Raw genomic sequence first — 17,533 nt, forward strand, 5'->3', positions numbered from 1 at the left:
CCAAGGCCGCGGCCTGCTCAGGTCTCGATCAGGTCGAAACTCGTGGTGATCTCGGCCGTCTTGGCCAGCATGATGCTGGCCGAGCAGTAGGTGTCGTGGCTGAGCGCAATGGCGCGCTCGACCGCAGCGGCCGGAATGTCTTTGCCGGCCACCGTGAAATGCATGTGGATCCTGGTGAAGACCTTCGGATCGGTCGGCGCGCGTTCGCTCGTGAGCTTGACGCTGCAGCGCTCCACGCGGTGGCGCCCGCGCTTGAGGATCAACACGACGTCATAGGCGGTGCAGCCGCCTGTGCCGGCGAGCACGGTCTCCATGGGGCGAGGCGCCAGGTTCTGCCCCCCGTTTTCGGGTTTGGCCGCATCCGGGGCGCCATCCATCGTCAGTACATGGCCGCTGCCGGTCTCGGCCACGAAACCCATGGCCGAACGGGTGCCGGCGTCGCCGGTCCAACTCACTGTGCATTCCATCTTCGTCGGGTCCAATCGGAACGTTCAGCAGTAACGTTTGCTGACATTCGTTTGTGTGTGGGAAAAGCGTCACTGCTTGTTGCAATGCAGCAAACAGCCGATATACTTTATTTCATCGGCACCCCGCTGTGCGCACCGGTTGTCTCCTCCACCCTTCCAATTGGTGGATTTAGCCCCGAGCCGCAAGGCCCGGGGCTTTTTTCTTGCCTGCTTGTGACGCGGCGCCCACCTCCACTCTAGTTTTTCGTTCGAAGGGCAGCTGTTCGCCTCGAAAAGGGCAGTTGCTCTGGCTGCCCTGGCTGTTGCCGGTGTTGCCTCGGCTCAGTCGTCCGTCACCCTGTTCGGCGTGGTCGACGCTTCGATCAGCAGCTATTCGAACAGCGCGAGCGATCAGCGCGATGGCTTCACGTACAACGCGTTCGGCTACCCGGTCGCGTACAACCCGGCCTTCGTGAATCGTGGCAGCGTCAAGACCAGCAGCCGCGGGCTGTCCACCGGCGCCTACAACAGCAGCCGTCTGGGTTTCCGTGGCACTGAAGACCTCGGTGGTGGCCTGGCTGCCAGCTTCTGGCTCGAAGCCCCAATCAAGAACGACGACGGTTCGGAAGGTGTCGCAACCTTCGCTCGCCGCTCCACCGTGAGCCTGTCGGGTGGTTTCGGTGAAATCCGCCTCGGCCGTGACTACGCGCCGACGTTCTGGAACCACACCGTGTTCGATCCGTTCGGTACCGTTGGCGTCGGCGGCAACCTCATCCAAACGGCTTCCAGCGCATTTGGCAACCCGACCCGCAACAGCAACAGCATTGGCTACTTCCTGCCGTCGAATCTGGGCGGCTTCTACGGTCAGCTGCAGTACGGCTTCCACGAGCAGACCAAGGGTGCTATCGACCCCACGACTTTGAACAACTCGCGCACCGGCCGCTATTTCGGCACGCGCTTCGGCTATGCCAACGGTCCTCTGGACGTCGCACTCGGCCTGGGAAGCGCGACCGTCGGCGATGACTACTACGCTGGCATCACCGAAAAGCTGAACATCGCCAACCTCGGTGCGTCGTATGACTTCGGCCCGGCCAAGCTGTTCGGTCAGATCTCACGCTCCAGCTACAAGACCGACTTCGACAGCACTACTGCCAACTTCACTGCATCGTCGACCTCCGACCGTCTCAATGGCTGGTTGGTGGGCGTGACCGTCCCGGTCGGCGCAGGCCTCATTCGCGCTTCGTACTCCGGCGTGAAGTACAAGCTGAACGACAACGTTCTCAGCAACCTGCCGGACCCGAAGGCCAACAAGCTCGCGCTGGGCTACGTCCACAACCTGTCGAAGCGCACGGCCCTGTACGCAACGGTCGCTCGTGTAACGAACAAGGACGGTGCAGGCCTGACGGTCGGCGGCCCGAAGTTCTTCAACAACACGGCTGGCGACTTCACCCCGAAGGGCTCCACCGGCTACGACTTCGGCATCCGCCACGCGTTCTGATCGCGACCTGACGCCATGCTGGCCCTCGCCAGTTCACGTTGCGTCAGATTCAAGCCGCCCTGCGCAAGCCGGGCGGCTTTTTGGCTTTTCTCAGTTCACTCGGCTTCGCCTGCTTTGCAGCAGCCCCACATTCATTTCTCCGCTCAACACCGAAGCGTAGAAACGTTCGACCATGTTCACGCTTGTGCGCGCGTTTCGCGCCAAGGTCAGCATGTCGATGCCCTGTCCATAGAGCAACCGCAACGTGATCGCGGTGTGACGCAAGCAATAGAGCGTCCTCGATTGGCCGAGCGGTCCCTTCTCGAGGCCTTTGACCTTGAGGGCCCAATGGAACAGGAAATTGAGCACCGCCAATGCGTGCTCGCGATTCTTCAGGTGCGGCATGAAGATGTAGTCATCGGGCGCCGCAGTGCCCTCCTTGCGCCGGCGGGCAAGCAGACATTCGTAAACCCGTACTGCGGGACGCAAGCTCACGATGGGCTGACTGTGCCGCTTGGTTTCCGGCAGGTTCATGCGCAGATAGACATGCTTGCCGCGTACGACCTCGATGTGCTTGTGCTTCATGAGCTTGATGTCGCTCGGACGCACGAAGGTATTGACCATCCAGCGAATCAGCCACGGCAGTTCCTCCGGCATGACGAGCAACTCCCGTGCAATCCAGAAACGATCGCCTGCGCCGAGCTCGTCGAGCACCGGGTGCGACAGTCCACGCAACTTGCGCGCAGCGGCCACAACCGCGCGGTACTCCGCCACGCTGAAGCTGCCACGCGGCTGACTGCGCACCTTGACCTTCGGAAAAGGCGGTGCCGCGCGAAGCACACCCGTGCTCACGCCATGCACCACGACCTTCCGCAACAGCACGAGGTACTGCGCAATCGTCGTGCTGGTGAAGCCTTGCTCGCCGAGGTGATCGATCAGGCGTTGTGCATCCGCCGTCGAGAAGTCTTGCGCGCGCACCGAACCCAACAGCGGAAGGATGTGGGCATTCAATCTGTTGCCCATCACCTGCCAGGTGGGACGTCCGATTTCGCCTCGCTGCACACGCGCGGCTTCTGCTTGCATTAACCCTCTAGAAAGGTCACTGACAAGAACTGATAACAAATTTTGCTCATCTGTTAACCGAACGGCGGACGTATGGATCGCGGGATAGGCTCGTTCAAAAAAAACCTGAATCGTTAGCGGCAGAGGCTCTAAAAGAGATATTTATGACATTTGTGTCCATGTCATATCCGTAAGCAATCTCGATGCCTCTTATGATGATGCGTTATCAATTTAAAACTCCCGTGGAAATAACGTGCGCGATGTACCTGCGGCGCTGACGCCCGCCGACTATCTCAGAAAAATCCTGAATGCCCGCGTTTACGATGTAGCAGTCGAATCTGCACTCGAGAAAGCCAACGCACTCAGTGAGAGGCTCGACAACACGGTGTTGCTCAAGCGCGAAGACCAGCAACCGGTCTTCAGCTTCAAGCTGCGCGGTGCCTACAACAAGATGGCGAACCTCACGCCAGAGCAGCTTGCGCGCGGCGTGATCTGTGCGTCGGCCGGCAACCATGCACAAGGCGTGGCGCTGGGGGCGCGCAAGCTCGGCACGCGTGCGATGGTGGTGATGCCCGTCACCACGCCGCGTCTCAAGATAGATGCAGTGCGTGGCTTCGGCGGCGAAGTGGTGTTGCATGGCGACAGTTATTCCGACGCCTATCTGCATGCGCTCGAACTGCAGGCGCAGCAGGACCTCACCTTCGTGCATCCCTTCGACGATCCCGATGTGATCGCGGGACAAGGCACGATCGCGATGGAGATCCTGCGCCAGCACCAGGGCAGACTCGACGCCGTGTTCGTTGCGATCGGCGGCGGCGGCCTGATCTCTGGCGTGGCCAACTACATCAAGGCATTGCGTCCCGAGATCAAGGTGATCGGCGTGCAGATGAACGACTCCGACGCAATGATGCAATCGGTCGCGGCGCACCAGCGCGTGAGCCTGCCCGATGTCGGGCTGTTCTCGGACGGCACGGCGGTCAAGCTCGTGGGCGAGGAAACCTTCCGCATCGCAAGCAACCTCGTCGACGACTACATCGCTGTCGACACCGATGCCGTGTGCGCAGCCATCAAGGACATCTTCGTCGACACGCGCAGCATCGTCGAGCCGGCCGGCGCACTCGCGGTGGCGGCAATCAAGCAGTACGTGGGCGAACAGGGCCGCCACGGCGAGACCTATGCGGCGATCCTGTGCGGCGCCAACATGAACTTCGACCGGCTGCGCTTTGTCGCCGAGCGCGCCGAGGTCGGCGAAGAGCGCGAGGCGCTGTTCGCCGTCACGATTCCCGAAGAGCGCGGCAGCTTCCGCCGGTTCTGCGAACTCGTCGGAGAAATGCCGGCTGGCGCGTCGCCGCAAACAGGTTCAGCCGGCGGCACGCTGCGCAACGTGACGGAGTTCAACTACCGCATCAGCGATGCGGCGAAGGCCCACGTGTTCGTGGGGCTGACGACGTCCACGCGCGGCGAGTCGGCCACGATCGCGCAGACCTTCAATGCCCACGGATTCGACGCGCTCGACCTCACGCACGACGAACTCGCAAAGGAACACCTGCGGCACATGGTGGGCGGCCGCACCGGCCTCGCGCACGACGAGCGCCTGCTGCGTTTCATCTTTCCGGAGCGACCGGGCGCGCTGCTCAAGTTTCTGAGCCTGATGCGGCCGAACTGGAACATCAGCCTGTTCCACTACCGCAACCAGGGCGCCGACTACGGCCGCATCCTCGTGGGCCTGCAGGTGCCGGCGAGCGACGCCGCGGCGTTCGAAGCGTTTCTCGAAACGCTGGGCTATCCCTGGGTGGAAGAAACCGCGAACCCTGCGTACCGCCTGTTCCTGCAGGCCTGAGCCAGTCGCCGGTCCGGTCGGCTATTGCGCGGGCTGTTGCTGTTGTTGCTGCCCAGGCGGCGGCGCCATGACCGCCGGCATGGTAGCGGGCAGCAGACCCACCGGCGCCTGTTCCGGCGATGCTGGCTGGACTGGCGGTGTTTGCGCCATCGGCAAACCTGCCGGCGCAGGCGGAATCACTGCTGGAGCGCTTCCGACGGCGATCGGCGCACGCACGGGCAGTTGCAGCGTGAACGCCGCCGGCCCGTCCGCCTGCGCGCCGAGCGTCGCGGCACGCACATCCACCGACTGCAGCACGTAGCTGTCGCCGACGCGCGAACCGACGCGGAACGGGCGCGGCGGCTTGCCGTCGATCGAGATGAGGGCAGCACCCTGATTGGACGGATCCGCCACCACGCCCGAAAGTGCGAAGCGGCTCGCCGCCGCGGGCGCCTCGGGCGCCATCTGCTCCGCCGGAAGCGCACCGAACAGCCGTGCGATCGCATCGGCGTCGGCAGAGACCGCCGCACGCGGCAGGGCCGCCGCTGCGGCCACGGGTTCGGCCGGGCTCGCGAGCCGGAGCCCCCAGAACACGGCCGCGCCCGCGGCCAGTGCCCAGAGGCCCGTGGTGGCGACCGGGGCATGCCAGCGCGCAGCGGAATAGGGACTTGTCATGGCCGCGGATTATCATGCAGCGGGCCTTCCGAAACATGTTCTTCCCGATATGAAAAAAATCCTTCACGAGACCATCCGCACCGCCCAACGCGGCTTCACGCTGATCGAGCTGATGGTGGTGCTGGTCATCATCGGCGTGCTGGCCGCGCTGATCGTGCCGAACGTGATCGAGCGGGCCGATGATGCCCGCGTGACCGCCGCCCGCACCGACATCAACAACCTGATGCAGGCGCTGAAGCTCTACCGCCTCGACAACCAGCGCTATCCCACGGCCGAACAGGGCCTGCAGTCGCTGCTCGTGCGGCCCACGGCCGGCCCCGCGGCACCGAACTGGAAGCCTTATGTCGAGAAGCTGCCGAACGATCCCTGGGGCCATTCCTATCAGTACATGAATCCGGGCATCAAGGGCGAGATCGACGTGCTCTCCCTCGGTGCCGATGGCCAGGCCGGCGGCGAGGGCAAGAATGCCGACATCGGCAGCTGGCAATAGGCGCCGCAGCGGCTTCACGCTGCTCGAGCTCATCGTGGTGATCGCCATCATCGCGGTCGCCACGGCAGGCGTGAGCTTCGCCATGCGCGACAGCAGCGCTGCCCAGCTCGACCGCGAAGCCGACCGGCTGGCCGCGCTGCTCGAGTCGGCCCGCGCCCAGTCGCGCGCGAGCGGCGTCGCGGTGCGCTGGCGCCTCGTCGAGGGCGGCAATTTCGTGTTCGAGGGCCTGCCGCCCGATGCGCTGCCCGGCGGCTGGACCACCAACGGCATCAGTGCCCAGGCCGCGCTGGCGAATGGCGCTCCCATCGCTGCGGTTCAACTGGGGCCCGATCCGATCATCGCGGCCCAGCAGATCCTGCTGCAGGCCGAAGGACCGCCAGCGCGCTCGCTGCGCATTGCGACGGACGGCCTGCGCCCCTTCACGGTGTCCACGCCATGAGCGCCGCGCCGGGCTGCCCCCGAGCAAGCTCGCTCCCGCCTGGCGGGAAGGCGCGCAGCGCCAAGGGTGCACCATTGACCCCCGCGCGGCGCGCCCGCCACTGTTGCGGATTCACGCTGATCGAAGTGTTGATCGCACTCGGCATCGTCGCGCTTGCGCTCGCGGCGGGTTCACAGGCCACGATGTCGCTCACGCGCAATGCCCAGCGCCAATCCGACCTGCTGCTGGCCGACATCTGTGCCGAGAACGAACTCGCCAAGGTGCGGCTCGCGCGGCAGATGCCGCCAGTGGGCGATTCGGGTTCGATCTGCGTGCAGGCCGGCGTCTCGTTCAACGTCACCACCGCCACCATCGCCACGCTCAATCCGAACTTCCGGCGCGTCGACGTGCAGGTGCGCGACGAGGCCGATGCGCCAGTGCTGCGCGTCTCGACCGTGGTGGGCCGCTTCTGATGTCCGACCGTTTCGCGCGCCGACAAGGCCCTTGCGGCTTCACGCTGATCGAACTGCTGGTGGCCATCGCGGTCATGGCGCTGCTGGCGCTCGTGAGCTGGCGCGGGCTCGACGGCATGTCGCGCGCCACCACCCTGAACCAGCAGCGTGCCGATGCGGTGCTCACGCTGCAGACCACGCTGGCGCAATGGAGCGCCGACCTCGACGCGGTCACCGCGCTCGCGCAGACGCGCCCCATCGACTGGAACGGCCGCGTGCTCCGGCTCACGCGTCGCGGCGGCGACGAGGCCGCTCCCACAGTGCTCGTGGTGGCCTGGACGCTGCGCAGCGGCGCCGACGGCACGCGCTGGCGACGCTGGCAATCGCCGCCCTTCTCCACGCGGGGTGAGTGGCAGCAGGCCTGGAACATGGCGGGCTCGTGGGCGCAGGACGGCGGCGGGGCGGCCGGCGGCGAGGTTGCGCTCATGCCAGTCGACAGCTGGCAGCTCTACTACTTTCGCGAGAACGTCTGGGCGCCCGCCGGCGAGCTCCCAACCGCTCCACCCACCCCATCCAACCCTGCCAATCCGCTTCGCGCCACGGTGAACATGCCGGACGGCGTGCGCCTGGTGCTCAACCTCTCGCCGGGCGACGGGCTCGCGGGCATGCTCACGCGCGACTGGGTCAAGCCCACCGTGGGAGCGCCAAGGTCATGAGCACATCGCCCAGGCTCGCGCGCCCTCGCCAGCAGCGTGGCGCCGCACTGCTCGCGGCCATGCTCACCGTGATGCTCGTCGCGACCTTCTCGGCCGCGGCGCTGTGGCAGCAATGGCGCGCCTCCGAGGTCGAGGCCGCCGAGCGTGGCCGCGTGCAAGCCGCATGGGTGCTGGTCGGCGCGCTCGACTGGTCGCGCCTCATCCTGCGCGAAGACGGCATGACTGGCGGCCCCGATCACCTGGCCGAGCCCTGGGCCGTGCCCCTCGCCGAGGCGCGGCTCACGAGCTTTCTGTCGGCCGAGAAGAACGTGGCAAGCGACAACCTCGAAGGACTGCCCGACGCCTTTCTTTCGGGCCGCATCGTCGATGCGCAGTCCAAGCTCAACATCCTGTCGCTGGTCGACGGCAACAAGCCGGTGCCGGCCAGCGTCGCGACCTTCACCAAACTGTTCAACATCCTCGGCCTGCCGGCCTCCGAACTCAGCGCAATGACTGCCTCGCTGCTGCGCACGATGGCCACCGCCGCCGATGCGGCAGGCGACGGTGCCGGCGGCGGCGCGGCACCGTTGATGCCGCAGGAAATGTCGCAGCTCGTATGGCTCGGCCTTTCGCCCTCGACAGTGGCCGCGCTAGAGCCCTACGTCACCGTGCTGCCGGTGCGCACGCCGCTCAACATCAACACCGCGAGTGCCGAGGCCATCAGCGCCAGCCTGCCGTCGCTGAGCATCAGCGACGCGCGCCAGGTGGTCGAGAAGCGCACACTCGCGTTCTTTCGGCAGATCACCGATGCCAACCGCGCGCTGCCGAATGGTGGTTCGCAGTTCAATGCCGCCCAGCACAGCGTGAGCACCCAGTTCTTCGAGGTCTACGGCCGGCTGCGCATCGACCGCACCTGGGTCGACGAGCGTTCGCTTCTGCAGCGCGACGGCATCACCGTCAAGACCATTTGGCGCCACCGCGGTGCCGGCCTTGCCGCGACGCCGCCGGCCAGAACCTGAGGCGGGTTTTTCATCGATTCTCTTGCATTCATTAATCTTCCAACGCGCGCCGCACCTGGGTTACTAGCTATCGAAAAAATAGCGCTTTCAGGACGCCCGACCCTACAATCACCCGCCCTTCCGAATTCGAAATGACACCGCTGCTGCTCATTGCCCCCCTCGCCCCGGCGGATGCCGCGGGCGAGTACGACTGGGCCCAGGCGGGCGATGACGGCATCGCATTGCGCGACCATGGCCGCGCCCTGCGCGCGCTGCTGCCTGCCGGCGCCGAAGTCACGCTCGGCGTTCCCGCCGCAGCGCTTTCGTGGCATCGCGTCACGCTGCCCAAGGGCAGCATGGGAAGCGCATCCAAACTGCGCGCGGTGCTCGACGGCCTGCTCGAAGAGCGCCTGCTCGATGAACCCGAAGCCCTGCACTTCGCGCTCGAGCCCGAGGCCAAGGCCGGCGTGCCGGTCTGGGTCGTGGCCTGCAACCGCATCTGGCTGCGCACGCTCGTGCAGGGCCTCGAATCCGCAGGCCGGCGCGTGGTGCGCATCGTTCCCGAATTCACGCCGCAGCCGCTCGATGCCCCGCCGCTGCTGCAGGTCACCGGCGAAGCCGACGCACCGATGCTCACCGTGTGCGACGCTGACGGCGTGGTCTCGCTGCCGCTCGCGGGCGCCGGCCTCGCGCTCTCGGGCACCGTCCCGCTCGACACGGCCGTGATCACCGCCGAGCCCGCCGTCGCAGAAGCTGCCGAGCATCTGCTCGAGCGCCGGCTGCCGATCGTGCAGGCGCCGCAGCGCTGGCTCCAGGCTGCGCGATCGCCTTGGGAGCTCGCGCAGTTCGATCTCGCCGCCACCGGCCGCGCACGCGCCGGCAAGAAGTTCGCGTCGGTGCTCCAGACGCTGCGCCACGCGCCCGAATTTCGCGCCGCGCGCTGGGGCGCCGCTGCGCTGCTGCTGGTCCAGTTGATCGGCCTCAACGCCTGGGCCTGGAAGGAGCGGCAGGCGCTCGACGCCAAGCGCCAGGCCGTGAACACCATGCTGACCCAGACCTTCCCGTCCGTGAAACTCGTGGTCGACGCACCGTTGCAGATGGCGCGCGAGGTCGCGGCGCTGCAGCAGGCCGTGGGCGACGTCGCCGGCAGCGATCTCGAACCGATGATCGGCGCGCTCGCGGGCAACCTGCCGCCGGGCCGCATTCCCACCGCCATCGACTTCAGTGCCGGCCAGCTGCGCCTGCGCGGTCTGGCGCTGCAGCCGTCCGAACTCACGCGCCTGTCGGGCACCCTGGGCCCACGCGGCTACAGCGTGCGCGCCGAAGGCGATCTCCTGCTGGTGCAGGCCGAGGGGACGCGATGAACGCCAGCGAACAACTCCGCGCGCGGTGGGCCGCACTCGAACAGCGCGAGCGGCGCATGGTGGCCATCGCGGCTGCGCTCGTCGCGCTGGCGCTGCTGTGGTGGATCGCCCTGGCCCCCGCGCTGCGCACCTTGGCGGCAGCGCGCACCGAGCACGCGAAGCTCGACGCACAGCTGCAACAGATGGCGAGCTTGCAGGCGCGTGCCAAGGCACTGCAGGCTCAGCCGCGCCTCACGCGCGACGACGCGCTGCGCGCGCTCGAAACCTCCGTGCGCCAGAGCCTCGGCGGCAATGCCCAGCTCATGACCGCGAGCGGCGACGGGGCAGCCACGATCACGCTGCGCGCCGCACCCGCCGATGCTGTCGCGCAGTGGCTCACGCAGGCGCGTGGCAATGCCCATGCGGTGCCGCGCGAAGCCCATCTCACGCGCGCTGCCGCCGCGCCGCCGGCCGCCGGCAAGAACGAACCCGCGACTCCGGCCGTGCGCTGGGAAGGCACCTTCGTGATGGCGCTGCCCGCCGCCCGATGAGCCAGGCTTGGTGAACCCATCACATGCTGAAGCGCTCTCCACTTTCTGAACCGGCGCCGCGACGCGGCTGGCGCTGGGCCCTGCTCGGCCTCGTGATCGGCGCGCTGGTCGCGCTCGTGCTGTTCGCGCCCGCACGCTGGCTCGCCGCGGGGCTGTCGAACTGGAGCCAAGGCCGTCTGCTGCTGGTCAATGCACGTGGCACGGTCTGGAACGGCACCGCGGCCGTGGTGCTCGCAAGTGGCGCGGGCGGCGCCGAAGCGGTCTCGTTGCCCGGCCTGCTCAACTGGCGCATGCGCCCGGGCTGGGGCGGCCTGTCCGCCGCGCTCGACCTGCCCTGCTGCGCCGCCCGGCCGCTGCAGCTCAGGGCCAGCCCGCGCACCAACGGCCTGCAGCTCCAATGGGGCGACGGCAGCTCGCGCTGGCCCGCGAGCCTTCTGACCGGGCTCGGCGCACCGTGGAACACGCTCAGGCTCGAAGGCACGCTCGACCTCTCCACGCGCGGGCTCGCCATGCAGTGGGACGGGCCGGTGCTGCGCATTGCCGGCCAGGCCACGCTCGATGCCACCGACGTTTCATCAAGCCTGTCTACCCTCAAGCCGATGGGCAGCTACCGGATCACGCTCGAGGGCGGCAACCGGCCCACGCTGCTGCTGAACACGCGCGAAGGCAGCCTGCAGCTCAACGGCAGCGGCAGCTGGAACGGCACGGCCTTCCGCTTCAACGGCGAAGCGAGCGCTGCTGCGGGGCGCGAAGACGCGCTCTCCAATTTGTTGAACATCATCGGACGCCGCGACAACGCGCGTTCGATCATCACCCTGGGTTGACCATGAAGAAGCCTCCGACCACGCTCGGCATCGTTGCACTCGCCGCGCAGATGCTGATCGCTGCCACCCTCGTGCAGGCCGTGCCGCCCGCCTTCGCGCAGGCGACCGGCGGCGCGCCGCGGCGCGGCGAACCCATCACGCTCAATTTCGCGAACGCCGACATCGAGGCCGTGGCGCGCACCATGGCGGTGGTCACGGGCCGCGACGTGGTGGTCGACCCGCGCGTCAAGGGCACGATGAACCTCGTCACCGACCGCGCCATCGCACCGGCGGCGGCGTTCAACCAGTTCGCCTCGGCGCTGCGCCTGCAGGGCTTCGCGATCGTGGAGGCCGAAGGGCTCTACAAGGTGGTGCCCGAGGCCGACGCCAAGCTGCAGACCCAGAGCGTCAGCACCGCAACGCCCGGCGCCTCGGTGGCCGACAGCCAGATCGTCACGCAGATCTTCAGGCTCAACTACGAATCGGCCAACAGCCTGCTGCCTGTGCTGCGGCCGCTGATTCCGCCCAACAACACGATCAACGTGAACCCGGGCAACAACTCGCTCGTGATCACCGACTACGCAGGCAACATGCGGCGGCTCGCTCGCATCATTGCGGCGCTCGACGTGCCGAACGCCTCCGACATCGAGGTGATTCAGCTCAAGCATTCGATCGCCACCGATATGCTGCCGCTGATCACGCGGCTGATCGAGGGCGGCGGCTCGGGCGCGCCGGGCACCGCGGCACCGGGTGCGGCCGATGCGTCGTTCCGCACCACGCTCATGGCCGATCCGCGCAGCAATGCGCTGATCCTGCGCGCGGCCAATCCCGCGCGCGCAGCGCTGGTGCGCACGCTGGTCGAGAAGCTCGACCGCCCGCCGGCCGAAAGCAGCAACGGCGCGGCCGGCAACATCTACGTGGTCTACCTGAAGAATGCCGACGCGGTGCGCCTCGCGGCCACGCTGCGTGCAGCCATGGCCGCCAACCAGATGCCCGGCATGCCCGGCGCCCCGGGCGCTGCCGGCGGGGCCGCGAGCACACCGCAGGCGCAGGCGAACATGCCGCAGGCCATGTCCATGTCGGTCGGCCTCAATGGCCAGAGCGGTTCGCCGGCCGCCAACGCGCCGCTCAACAATGCCAACCAACCCTCGACCGGCGGCCAGATCCAGGCCGACCCGTCGACCAACTCGCTGATCATCACCGCGCCCGAGCCGCAGTACCGGCAGATGCGCGCGGTGATCGACAAGCTCGACGGCCGGCGCGCGCAGGTCATGATCGAGGCGCTGATCGTCGAGGTGAGCGCCGACAAGGCCGCCAACTTCGGCGTGCAGTGGCAGAGCGCGCTCGGCAACAACGCGGTCATCGGCACCAATTCGAGCCTCGCGAGCGCCAACATCCTCGCGCTCACGCAGGCGCTGGCCACACGCGATGTGGCCAACATCCGGCCGTCGTCGGGTTTGAACCTCGGCATCGCCGGCAAGATCGGCGGGCAGTACATCCTCGGCGCGATCGCGAACTTCTTCAACAGCGACGGCGACGCCAACGTGCTCTCGACGCCCAACCTGCTCACGCTCGACAACGAAGAGGCCAAGATCGTCATCGGCCAGAACGTGCCCTTCGTCACGGGCCAGTACGCAAGCACCTCGGGCTCGGTGGGCATCAACCCGTTCACCACGGTCGAGCGCAAGGACGTGGGCCTCACGCTGCGCGTGCGCCCGACGATCAACGAGAACGGCACCGTGAAGATGACCATCTTCCAGGAGATCTCCACCGTCGCCGGGAACACCATCAACAACCCCAACGGCCCCACCACCAACAAGCGCGCGATCGAATCGAGCGTGCTGGTCGAAGACGGCGGCCTCATCATGCTCGGCGGACTGCTGTCGGACGACTACAGAAACACGATCGAGAAGGTGCCGTTGGCAGGCGACATCCCGGTGTTCGGCAACCTGTTCAAGAACGAGGTTCGTTCGCGCGTCAAGAGCAACCTCATGATGTTCCTGCGGCCGGTGGTCATGCGCGATGGCGCATCGAGCGAAGCCTTCGCCTACGACCGCTACGACGAGATCCGCGGCATGCAACAGCGCGCCCAGCCCAGCACCGACAACATCATGCTGCGCGGCGTCGACGCCGCGCCCGTGCTGCCCGAGGCGGCGCTGCCGCGCGCGGCGGCTCGCCAGAGCGAGAGCGGCAACCGCAGCGACCGCATCATGGGCACGCAGCTCATTCCCCCGCCCGCCCCGCCGTCAGACACCCGCACCCTGCGCCCCAGCCCGCTGCGCGGCGCACTGCCGCCCACGGCCGATCCGAGCACCGCGCGCGAACTGCCCTGAAGCCGACCACCGCCATGCGCCATCCCCTGCCCTACGCGTTCGCCCGCAGCCAGCAATTGCTGCTCGAGGAAACCGACGACGGCCGCTACACGCTCTGGATGTCGCGCCTGCCTTCGCGCAGCGCGCTCGGCGAGGTCACGCGCAAGTACGGCGTGCATGCCTTCGAGGTGCTCGACCCCGGCCCGCTCGCGCAGCGCATCAGCGCGGCCTACGCGCAGGGCGAATCGAGCGCCGCCGCGGTGGTGAGCGAAGTGCAGAGCGACGCCGATCTCTCGCGCATGATGCAGGAGCTGCCCGCGGTCGAAGACCTGCTCGAGAGCGCGGGCGACGCGCCGATCATCCGCATGCTCAACGCGCTGCTCACGCAGGCCGCGCGCGACGGCGCGAGCGACATCCACATCGAGCCGTACGAGCGCACCTCGTCCGTGCGCTTTCGCATCGACGGCACACTGCGCGAGGTGGTGCAGCCCAACCGCGCGCTGCACGCGGCGCTGATCTCGCGCCTGAAGATCATGGCCGACCTCGACATCTCCGAGAAGCGGCTGCCGCAGGACGGCCGCATCTCGCTGCGCATCGGCACGCGCGCGGTCGACGTGCGCGTCTCCACGCTGCCGAGCGCGCACGGCGAACGCGCGGTGCTGCGGCTGCTCGACAAGACCGAATCCAAGCTCACGCTCGAATCGGTCGGCATGCAGGGCGACACGCTCGATCGCTTCGAGCGGCTCATTGCGCAGCCGCACGGCATCATCCTCGTCACCGGCCCCACGGGCTCGGGCAAGACCACCACGCTGTACGCGGCGCTGGCGCGGCTCGACGCCGGCCGCAGCAACATCATGACGGTCGAAGACCCGATCGAATACGAACTGCCGGGCGTGGGCCAGACGCAGATCAACGCCAAGATCGAACTCACCTTCGCCAAGGCCCTGCGCGCGATCCTGCGGCAGGACCCCGACGTGATCATGATCGGCGAGATCCGCGACTTCGAGACGGCGCAGATCGCGATCCAGGCCTCGCTCACCGGCCACCTCGTGCTCGCGACACTGCACACCAACGATTCGGTCAGCGCCGTCACGCGCCTGACCGACATGGGCGTGGAGCCGTTCCTGTTGAGCTCGTCGCTGCTCGGCGTGCTCGCGCAGCGCCTCGTGCGCAAGGTCTGCACCGCCTGCGCGGGCGCCGGCTGCGACGTCTGCGGCCAGACCGGCTACCAGGGCCGCACCGGCATCTTCGAGCTGCTCGTGGCCAACGACGAAGTGCAGGCGCTCATCCACGGCAAGGCCGCCGAGAGCCAGCTCTTCGAGGCCGGCACGCGCGGCGGGCTGCGCTCGATGCGCGACGACGGCGAGCGGCTGGTCGAGACCGGCATCACCTCGCGCGCCGAGCTGCTGCGCGTGACGCGCGAATAACCGCCGCCATCGCGCCCCTGCCATGCCGGCCTATTCCTTCGAAGCCATCGATGCCGCCGGCCAATCGCGCGAAGGCGTGCTCGAGGCCGACACCGCGCGCAGTGCGCGCAGCATGCTGCGCGCGCAGTCGCTCATCCCGCTGTCGGTCAAGCCGGTCGGCGGCGAGGCGCTCGATGCCAATGGCCGGCCTAGCGGCCTCGGGCGCTGGCTCGGCGGCGGCAAGCGCGTCTTCAATTCCACCGGCCTCGCGGTCTGGACGCGCCAGCTCGCTGGCCTCGTCTCCTCGGGCCTCCCGCTCGAACGCGCGCTGACCGCGCTCACCGACGAAGCCGAGACCGAGCCGCAGCGGAACCTCGTCGCATCGCTGCGCGCCGAGGTCAATGCGGGTTCCCCGTTCGCACGCGCCCTGTCCGCGCACCCGCGCGAGTTCTCGCCCATCTACACGGCCGTGATCGGCGCGGGCGAGCAGAGCGGCAATCTCGGCCTCGTGCTCGACCGGCTTGCCGACGACCTCGAGGAACGGCAAGCGCTGCAGCAGAAGCTCGTCGGCGCGGCGCTCTATCCGGCCATCGTCACGCTGGTGGCGATCGTGATCGTGATCTTTCTCGTGAGCTATGTGGTGCCGCAGGTGGCGCAGGTGTTCGCGGGCACCAAGCGCTCATTGCCTTTTCTCACCACCGTGATGCTCTCGCTGAGCGCCGCCGTGCGCAGCTACGGATGGTGGATGCTCGGCGGCGTGGTGCTGGCCACCATCGCCGTGCGCATCGCCTTGGCGCAGGAAGCCTTTCGTCTGAAGTTCGATGCGGCGTGGCTCAACCTGCCGCTGGTCGGCAAGCTCGCCCGCGGCTACAACGCCGCGCGCTTCGCCAGCACACTCGCCATGCTCGCGACCGCGGGGGTGCCGATCCTGCGCGCGCTGCAGGCCGCCGCCGAAACGCTGAGCAACCGCGCCATGCGCGCCGATGCGCTCGACGCGCTGGTGCTGGTGCGCGAAGGCGCACCGCTCGCGTCGGCCCTGGCGCAAAAGAAGCGCTTCCCCGGCCTGGTCTCGATGTTCGCGCGGCTCGGCGAACAGACCGGCACGCTGCCCCTGATGCTGCAGCGCGCCGCCAACCAGCTCGGTGCCGAGGTGCAGCGCCGCGCCATGCACCTGGCCACCATCCTCGAGCCGCTGCTGATCGTGGCGATGGGTGGCGTGGTCATGCTGATCGTGCTCGCGGTGATGCTGCCTATCATCCAGCTCAACCAGTTCGTCAAGTAGCGCCATGCCCGTCACCCTCGAAGACAAGCTCGTGGTCGCGATCTCCTCGCGCGCCCTGTTCAACCTCGAAGAAGAAAACCTGGTTTTCGAATCGGGCGACGACACGGGCTACATGAAGCTGCAGCTCGAGCGGCTCGACGTGCCGGCCGCACCCGGCATCGCGTACTCGCTGATCCGCAAGCTGCTGCGCTTCAACGACGACGGTGTCCAGCGCGTCGAGGTCGTGATCCTGTCGCGCAACGACCCGGTCTCGGGCATGCGCATCTTCCGCTCCAGCGCGGCGGCCGAGATCAAGCTGCAGCGCGGCGTGTTCACCCAAGGCCGCCCGCCTTTCGGCTACCTGCGGCCGCTGCGCGCGCACCTGTTCCTGTCGGTCAATGCGCAGGACGTGCGCGAGGCGCTCGGCGCGGGCTTTCCGGCCGCGCGGGTGCTGGTCGAATCGGTCAAGGCCAGCGATGCCTGGCCCAACGAAGTGCGCATCGCCTTCGACGGGGACGCCGTGCTGTTCTCCGACGAAGCCGAGCGCGTGTTCCAGTCCGAAGGCCTCGACGCCTTCCAGGCGCATGAACTCAGCAAGGCCGACCTGCCGCTGCCCGAAGGGCCGTTCAAGCCGCTGCTCATGGCGCTGCACCGCCTGCAGATGGCCGGCAATGCACAGATGCGCATCCGCACCGCGCTCGTCACCGCGCGCAGCGCCCCCGCGCACGAGCGCGCAATCCGCACGCTCATGAACTGGAACATCCGCGTCGACGAAGCGATGTTCCTCGGCGGCCTGCCGAAGGGCGAGTTCCTGCGCGAGTTCGAGCCCGACTTCTTCTTCGACGACCAGACCGGCCACGTCGATGCCGCGGCACGCCACGTGCCCGCGGGCCACGTCTCCAGCGGCATCAGCAACGAAAAGTAAGGGGGCTGCCCCCGAACGCGCCGGCCTGCGCCCGCGCTGGCTTTGTCACGGCCGATTCACCGTGACGTCATGGCTTCGCCCTAGTCTTTGACGCTGTCCGCGCAACGTCCTTGCGCGGGCGCTTTTTTTTGTGCGAACCGACACGAGCCAAAGGAACCCCATGCAGCGTCCACGCCCACTTCATTTGCCGCGCCTCGTTCCGGCGCTCTTCCTGGCCTGCCTGCTGTGCGCCTGTGGTGGCGGCAACGGCGGCGGCGGCGGCTTCTTCGGCGGCCTGCCCGTGGTGGGTAATCCGGAACCCACGCCCACTCCGCCGGCCACGCCCGAGCCGGTGATGCGCTGCGCCCCTTGAGTGCGCCTGGAATCGATCAAGAACAACGCCCAGGACGCACCCCGATGA

The 17,533-nt window shown here is 67.6% G+C and carries 18 protein-coding genes; 15 read left to right on the top strand and 3 right to left on the bottom strand.

Annotated features, from left to right (window positions below):
* Positions 1-17: 17 nt before the first annotated feature.
* A complete protein-coding gene (locus AC3A6R_RS09185) occupies positions 18-467 on the bottom strand; it encodes an OsmC family protein (RefSeq protein ID WP_487864307.1) in 450 nt (149 codons plus the stop codon).
* 286 nt (positions 468-753) lie between these two features.
* On the opposite strand from AC3A6R_RS09185, the gene AC3A6R_RS09190 reads away from it, so the two are divergent.
* A complete protein-coding gene (locus tag AC3A6R_RS09190) occupies positions 754-1,944 on the top strand; it encodes a porin (RefSeq protein ID WP_487864383.1) in 1,191 nt (396 codons plus the stop codon).
* 90 nt (positions 1,945-2,034) lie between these two features.
* On the opposite strand, the gene AC3A6R_RS09195 is transcribed toward AC3A6R_RS09190, so the two are convergent.
* Positions 2,035-3,006 (bottom strand): hypothetical protein, encoded by a 972-nt coding sequence (locus AC3A6R_RS09195; RefSeq protein WP_487864308.1) that lies wholly within the window; start codon positions 3,004-3,006, stop codon positions 2,035-2,037.
* A 232-nt stretch (positions 3,007-3,238) separates the two neighbouring features.
* On the opposite strand from AC3A6R_RS09195, the gene ilvA reads away from it, so the two are divergent.
* A complete protein-coding gene (gene ilvA / locus AC3A6R_RS09200) occupies positions 3,239-4,825 on the top strand; it encodes a threonine ammonia-lyase, biosynthetic (RefSeq protein WP_487864309.1) in 1,587 nt (528 codons plus the stop codon).
* Between the two features lie 21 nt (positions 4,826-4,846).
* Here the strand turns inward: ilvA and AC3A6R_RS09205 are convergent, their stop codons facing one another.
* The gene (locus AC3A6R_RS09205; protein ID WP_487864310.1) at positions 4,847-5,479 is read right to left on the bottom strand and encodes a type II secretion system protein N; all 633 of its coding nucleotides are present in this window, start codon (positions 5,477-5,479) and stop codon (positions 4,847-4,849) included.
* Between the two features lie 49 nt (positions 5,480-5,528).
* Between AC3A6R_RS09205 and gspG the strand changes: the two genes are divergently transcribed.
* The 13 genes from gspG (at position 5,529) to AC3A6R_RS09270 (ending at position 17,485) form a co-directional block, all read left to right on the top strand.
* A complete protein-coding gene (gene gspG / locus AC3A6R_RS09210; protein WP_487862234.1) occupies positions 5,529-5,969 on the top strand; it encodes a type II secretion system major pseudopilin GspG in 441 nt (146 codons plus the stop codon).
* Entirely contained in the window at positions 5,944-6,408 is a 465-nt protein-coding gene (locus tag AC3A6R_RS09215) for a prepilin-type N-terminal cleavage/methylation domain-containing protein (protein ID WP_487864311.1), read from the top strand. The genes gspG and AC3A6R_RS09215 overlap by 26 nt, the downstream gene beginning before the upstream one ends.
* A gap of 74 nt (positions 6,409-6,482) precedes the next feature.
* Positions 6,483-6,860 carry a type II secretion system minor pseudopilin GspI gene (gspI, locus tag AC3A6R_RS09220; protein ID WP_487864312.1) on the top strand — a complete coding sequence of 126 codons (378 nt, stop codon included), beginning with the start codon at positions 6,483-6,485 and terminating at the stop codon, positions 6,858-6,860.
* The gene (locus AC3A6R_RS09225) at positions 6,860-7,555 is read left to right on the top strand and encodes a PulJ/GspJ family protein (protein ID WP_487864313.1); all 696 of its coding nucleotides are present in this window, start codon (positions 6,860-6,862) and stop codon (positions 7,553-7,555) included. Before gspI ends, AC3A6R_RS09225 begins: the two co-directional genes overlap by 1 nt.
* Positions 7,552-8,553 (top strand): type II secretion system minor pseudopilin GspK, encoded by a 1,002-nt coding sequence (gspK, locus tag AC3A6R_RS09230; RefSeq protein WP_487864314.1) that lies wholly within the window; start codon positions 7,552-7,554, stop codon positions 8,551-8,553. The genes AC3A6R_RS09225 and gspK overlap by 4 nt, the downstream gene beginning before the upstream one ends.
* 131 nt (positions 8,554-8,684) lie before the next feature.
* A complete protein-coding gene (gene gspL, locus AC3A6R_RS09235; protein WP_487864315.1) occupies positions 8,685-9,896 on the top strand; it encodes a type II secretion system protein GspL in 1,212 nt (403 codons plus the stop codon).
* Complete coding sequence (locus AC3A6R_RS09240; RefSeq protein ID WP_487862240.1) at positions 9,893-10,426, top strand: type II secretion system protein M; 534 nt, start codon at positions 9,893-9,895, stop codon at positions 10,424-10,426. The genes gspL and AC3A6R_RS09240 overlap by 4 nt, the downstream gene beginning before the upstream one ends.
* Before the next feature lie 23 nt (positions 10,427-10,449).
* Positions 10,450-11,250, top strand: a complete 801-nt coding sequence (gspN, locus tag AC3A6R_RS09245; protein WP_487864316.1) for a type II secretion system protein N — start codon at positions 10,450-10,452, stop codon at positions 11,248-11,250.
* 2 nt (positions 11,251-11,252) lie between these two features.
* Positions 11,253-13,562 (top strand): type II secretion system secretin GspD, encoded by a 2,310-nt coding sequence (gene gspD, locus AC3A6R_RS09250; RefSeq protein ID WP_487864317.1) that lies wholly within the window; start codon positions 11,253-11,255, stop codon positions 13,560-13,562.
* 14 nt (positions 13,563-13,576) lie between these two features.
* Positions 13,577-14,968, top strand: a complete 1,392-nt coding sequence (locus tag AC3A6R_RS09255) for a GspE/PulE family protein (RefSeq protein ID WP_487864318.1) — start codon at positions 13,577-13,579, stop codon at positions 14,966-14,968.
* A 22-nt stretch (positions 14,969-14,990) separates the two neighbouring features.
* A complete protein-coding gene (gene gspF, locus AC3A6R_RS09260; RefSeq protein WP_487862244.1) occupies positions 14,991-16,229 on the top strand; it encodes a type II secretion system inner membrane protein GspF in 1,239 nt (412 codons plus the stop codon).
* A gap of 4 nt (positions 16,230-16,233) precedes the next feature.
* Positions 16,234-17,133 (top strand): 5'-nucleotidase, encoded by a 900-nt coding sequence (locus AC3A6R_RS09265; RefSeq protein WP_487864319.1) that lies wholly within the window; start codon positions 16,234-16,236, stop codon positions 17,131-17,133.
* A 160-nt stretch (positions 17,134-17,293) separates the two neighbouring features.
* Positions 17,294-17,485 (top strand): hypothetical protein, encoded by a 192-nt coding sequence (locus AC3A6R_RS09270; protein WP_487862246.1) that lies wholly within the window; start codon positions 17,294-17,296, stop codon positions 17,483-17,485.
* Positions 17,486-17,533 lie beyond the last annotated feature (48 nt).

It is taken from the genome of Variovorax sp. Soil_C_19, from assembly GCF_057657255.1.

Coding starts and splice junctions, on each gene's coding strand:
- AC3A6R_RS09185 (WP_487864307.1), bottom strand. CDS start 467: ATGGAATGCACAGTGAGTTGGACCGGCGACGCCGGCACCCGTTCGGCC.
- AC3A6R_RS09195 (WP_487864308.1), bottom strand. CDS start 3,006: ATGCAAGCAGAAGCCGCGCGTGTGCAGCGAGGCGAAATCGGACGTCCC.
- AC3A6R_RS09205 (WP_487864310.1), bottom strand. CDS start 5,479: ATGACAAGTCCCTATTCCGCTGCGCGCTGGCATGCCCCGGTCGCCACC.
- gspG (WP_487862234.1), top strand. CDS start 5,529: ATGAAAAAAATCCTTCACGAGACCATCCGCACCGCCCAACGCGGCTTC.
- AC3A6R_RS09215 (WP_487864311.1), top strand. CDS start 5,944: ATGCCGACATCGGCAGCTGGCAATAGGCGCCGCAGCGGCTTCACGCTG.
- AC3A6R_RS09225 (WP_487864313.1), top strand. CDS start 6,860: ATGTCCGACCGTTTCGCGCGCCGACAAGGCCCTTGCGGCTTCACGCTG.
- gspK (WP_487864314.1), top strand. CDS start 7,552: ATGAGCACATCGCCCAGGCTCGCGCGCCCTCGCCAGCAGCGTGGCGCC.
- gspL (WP_487864315.1), top strand. CDS start 8,685: ATGACACCGCTGCTGCTCATTGCCCCCCTCGCCCCGGCGGATGCCGCG.
- AC3A6R_RS09240 (WP_487862240.1), top strand. CDS start 9,893: ATGAACGCCAGCGAACAACTCCGCGCGCGGTGGGCCGCACTCGAACAG.
- gspN (WP_487864316.1), top strand. CDS start 10,450: ATGCTGAAGCGCTCTCCACTTTCTGAACCGGCGCCGCGACGCGGCTGG.
- gspD (WP_487864317.1), top strand. CDS start 11,253: ATGAAGAAGCCTCCGACCACGCTCGGCATCGTTGCACTCGCCGCGCAG.
- AC3A6R_RS09255 (WP_487864318.1), top strand. CDS start 13,577: ATGCGCCATCCCCTGCCCTACGCGTTCGCCCGCAGCCAGCAATTGCTG.
- gspF (WP_487862244.1), top strand. CDS start 14,991: ATGCCGGCCTATTCCTTCGAAGCCATCGATGCCGCCGGCCAATCGCGC.
- AC3A6R_RS09265 (WP_487864319.1), top strand. CDS start 16,234: ATGCCCGTCACCCTCGAAGACAAGCTCGTGGTCGCGATCTCCTCGCGC.
- AC3A6R_RS09270 (WP_487862246.1), top strand. CDS start 17,294: ATGCAGCGTCCACGCCCACTTCATTTGCCGCGCCTCGTTCCGGCGCTC.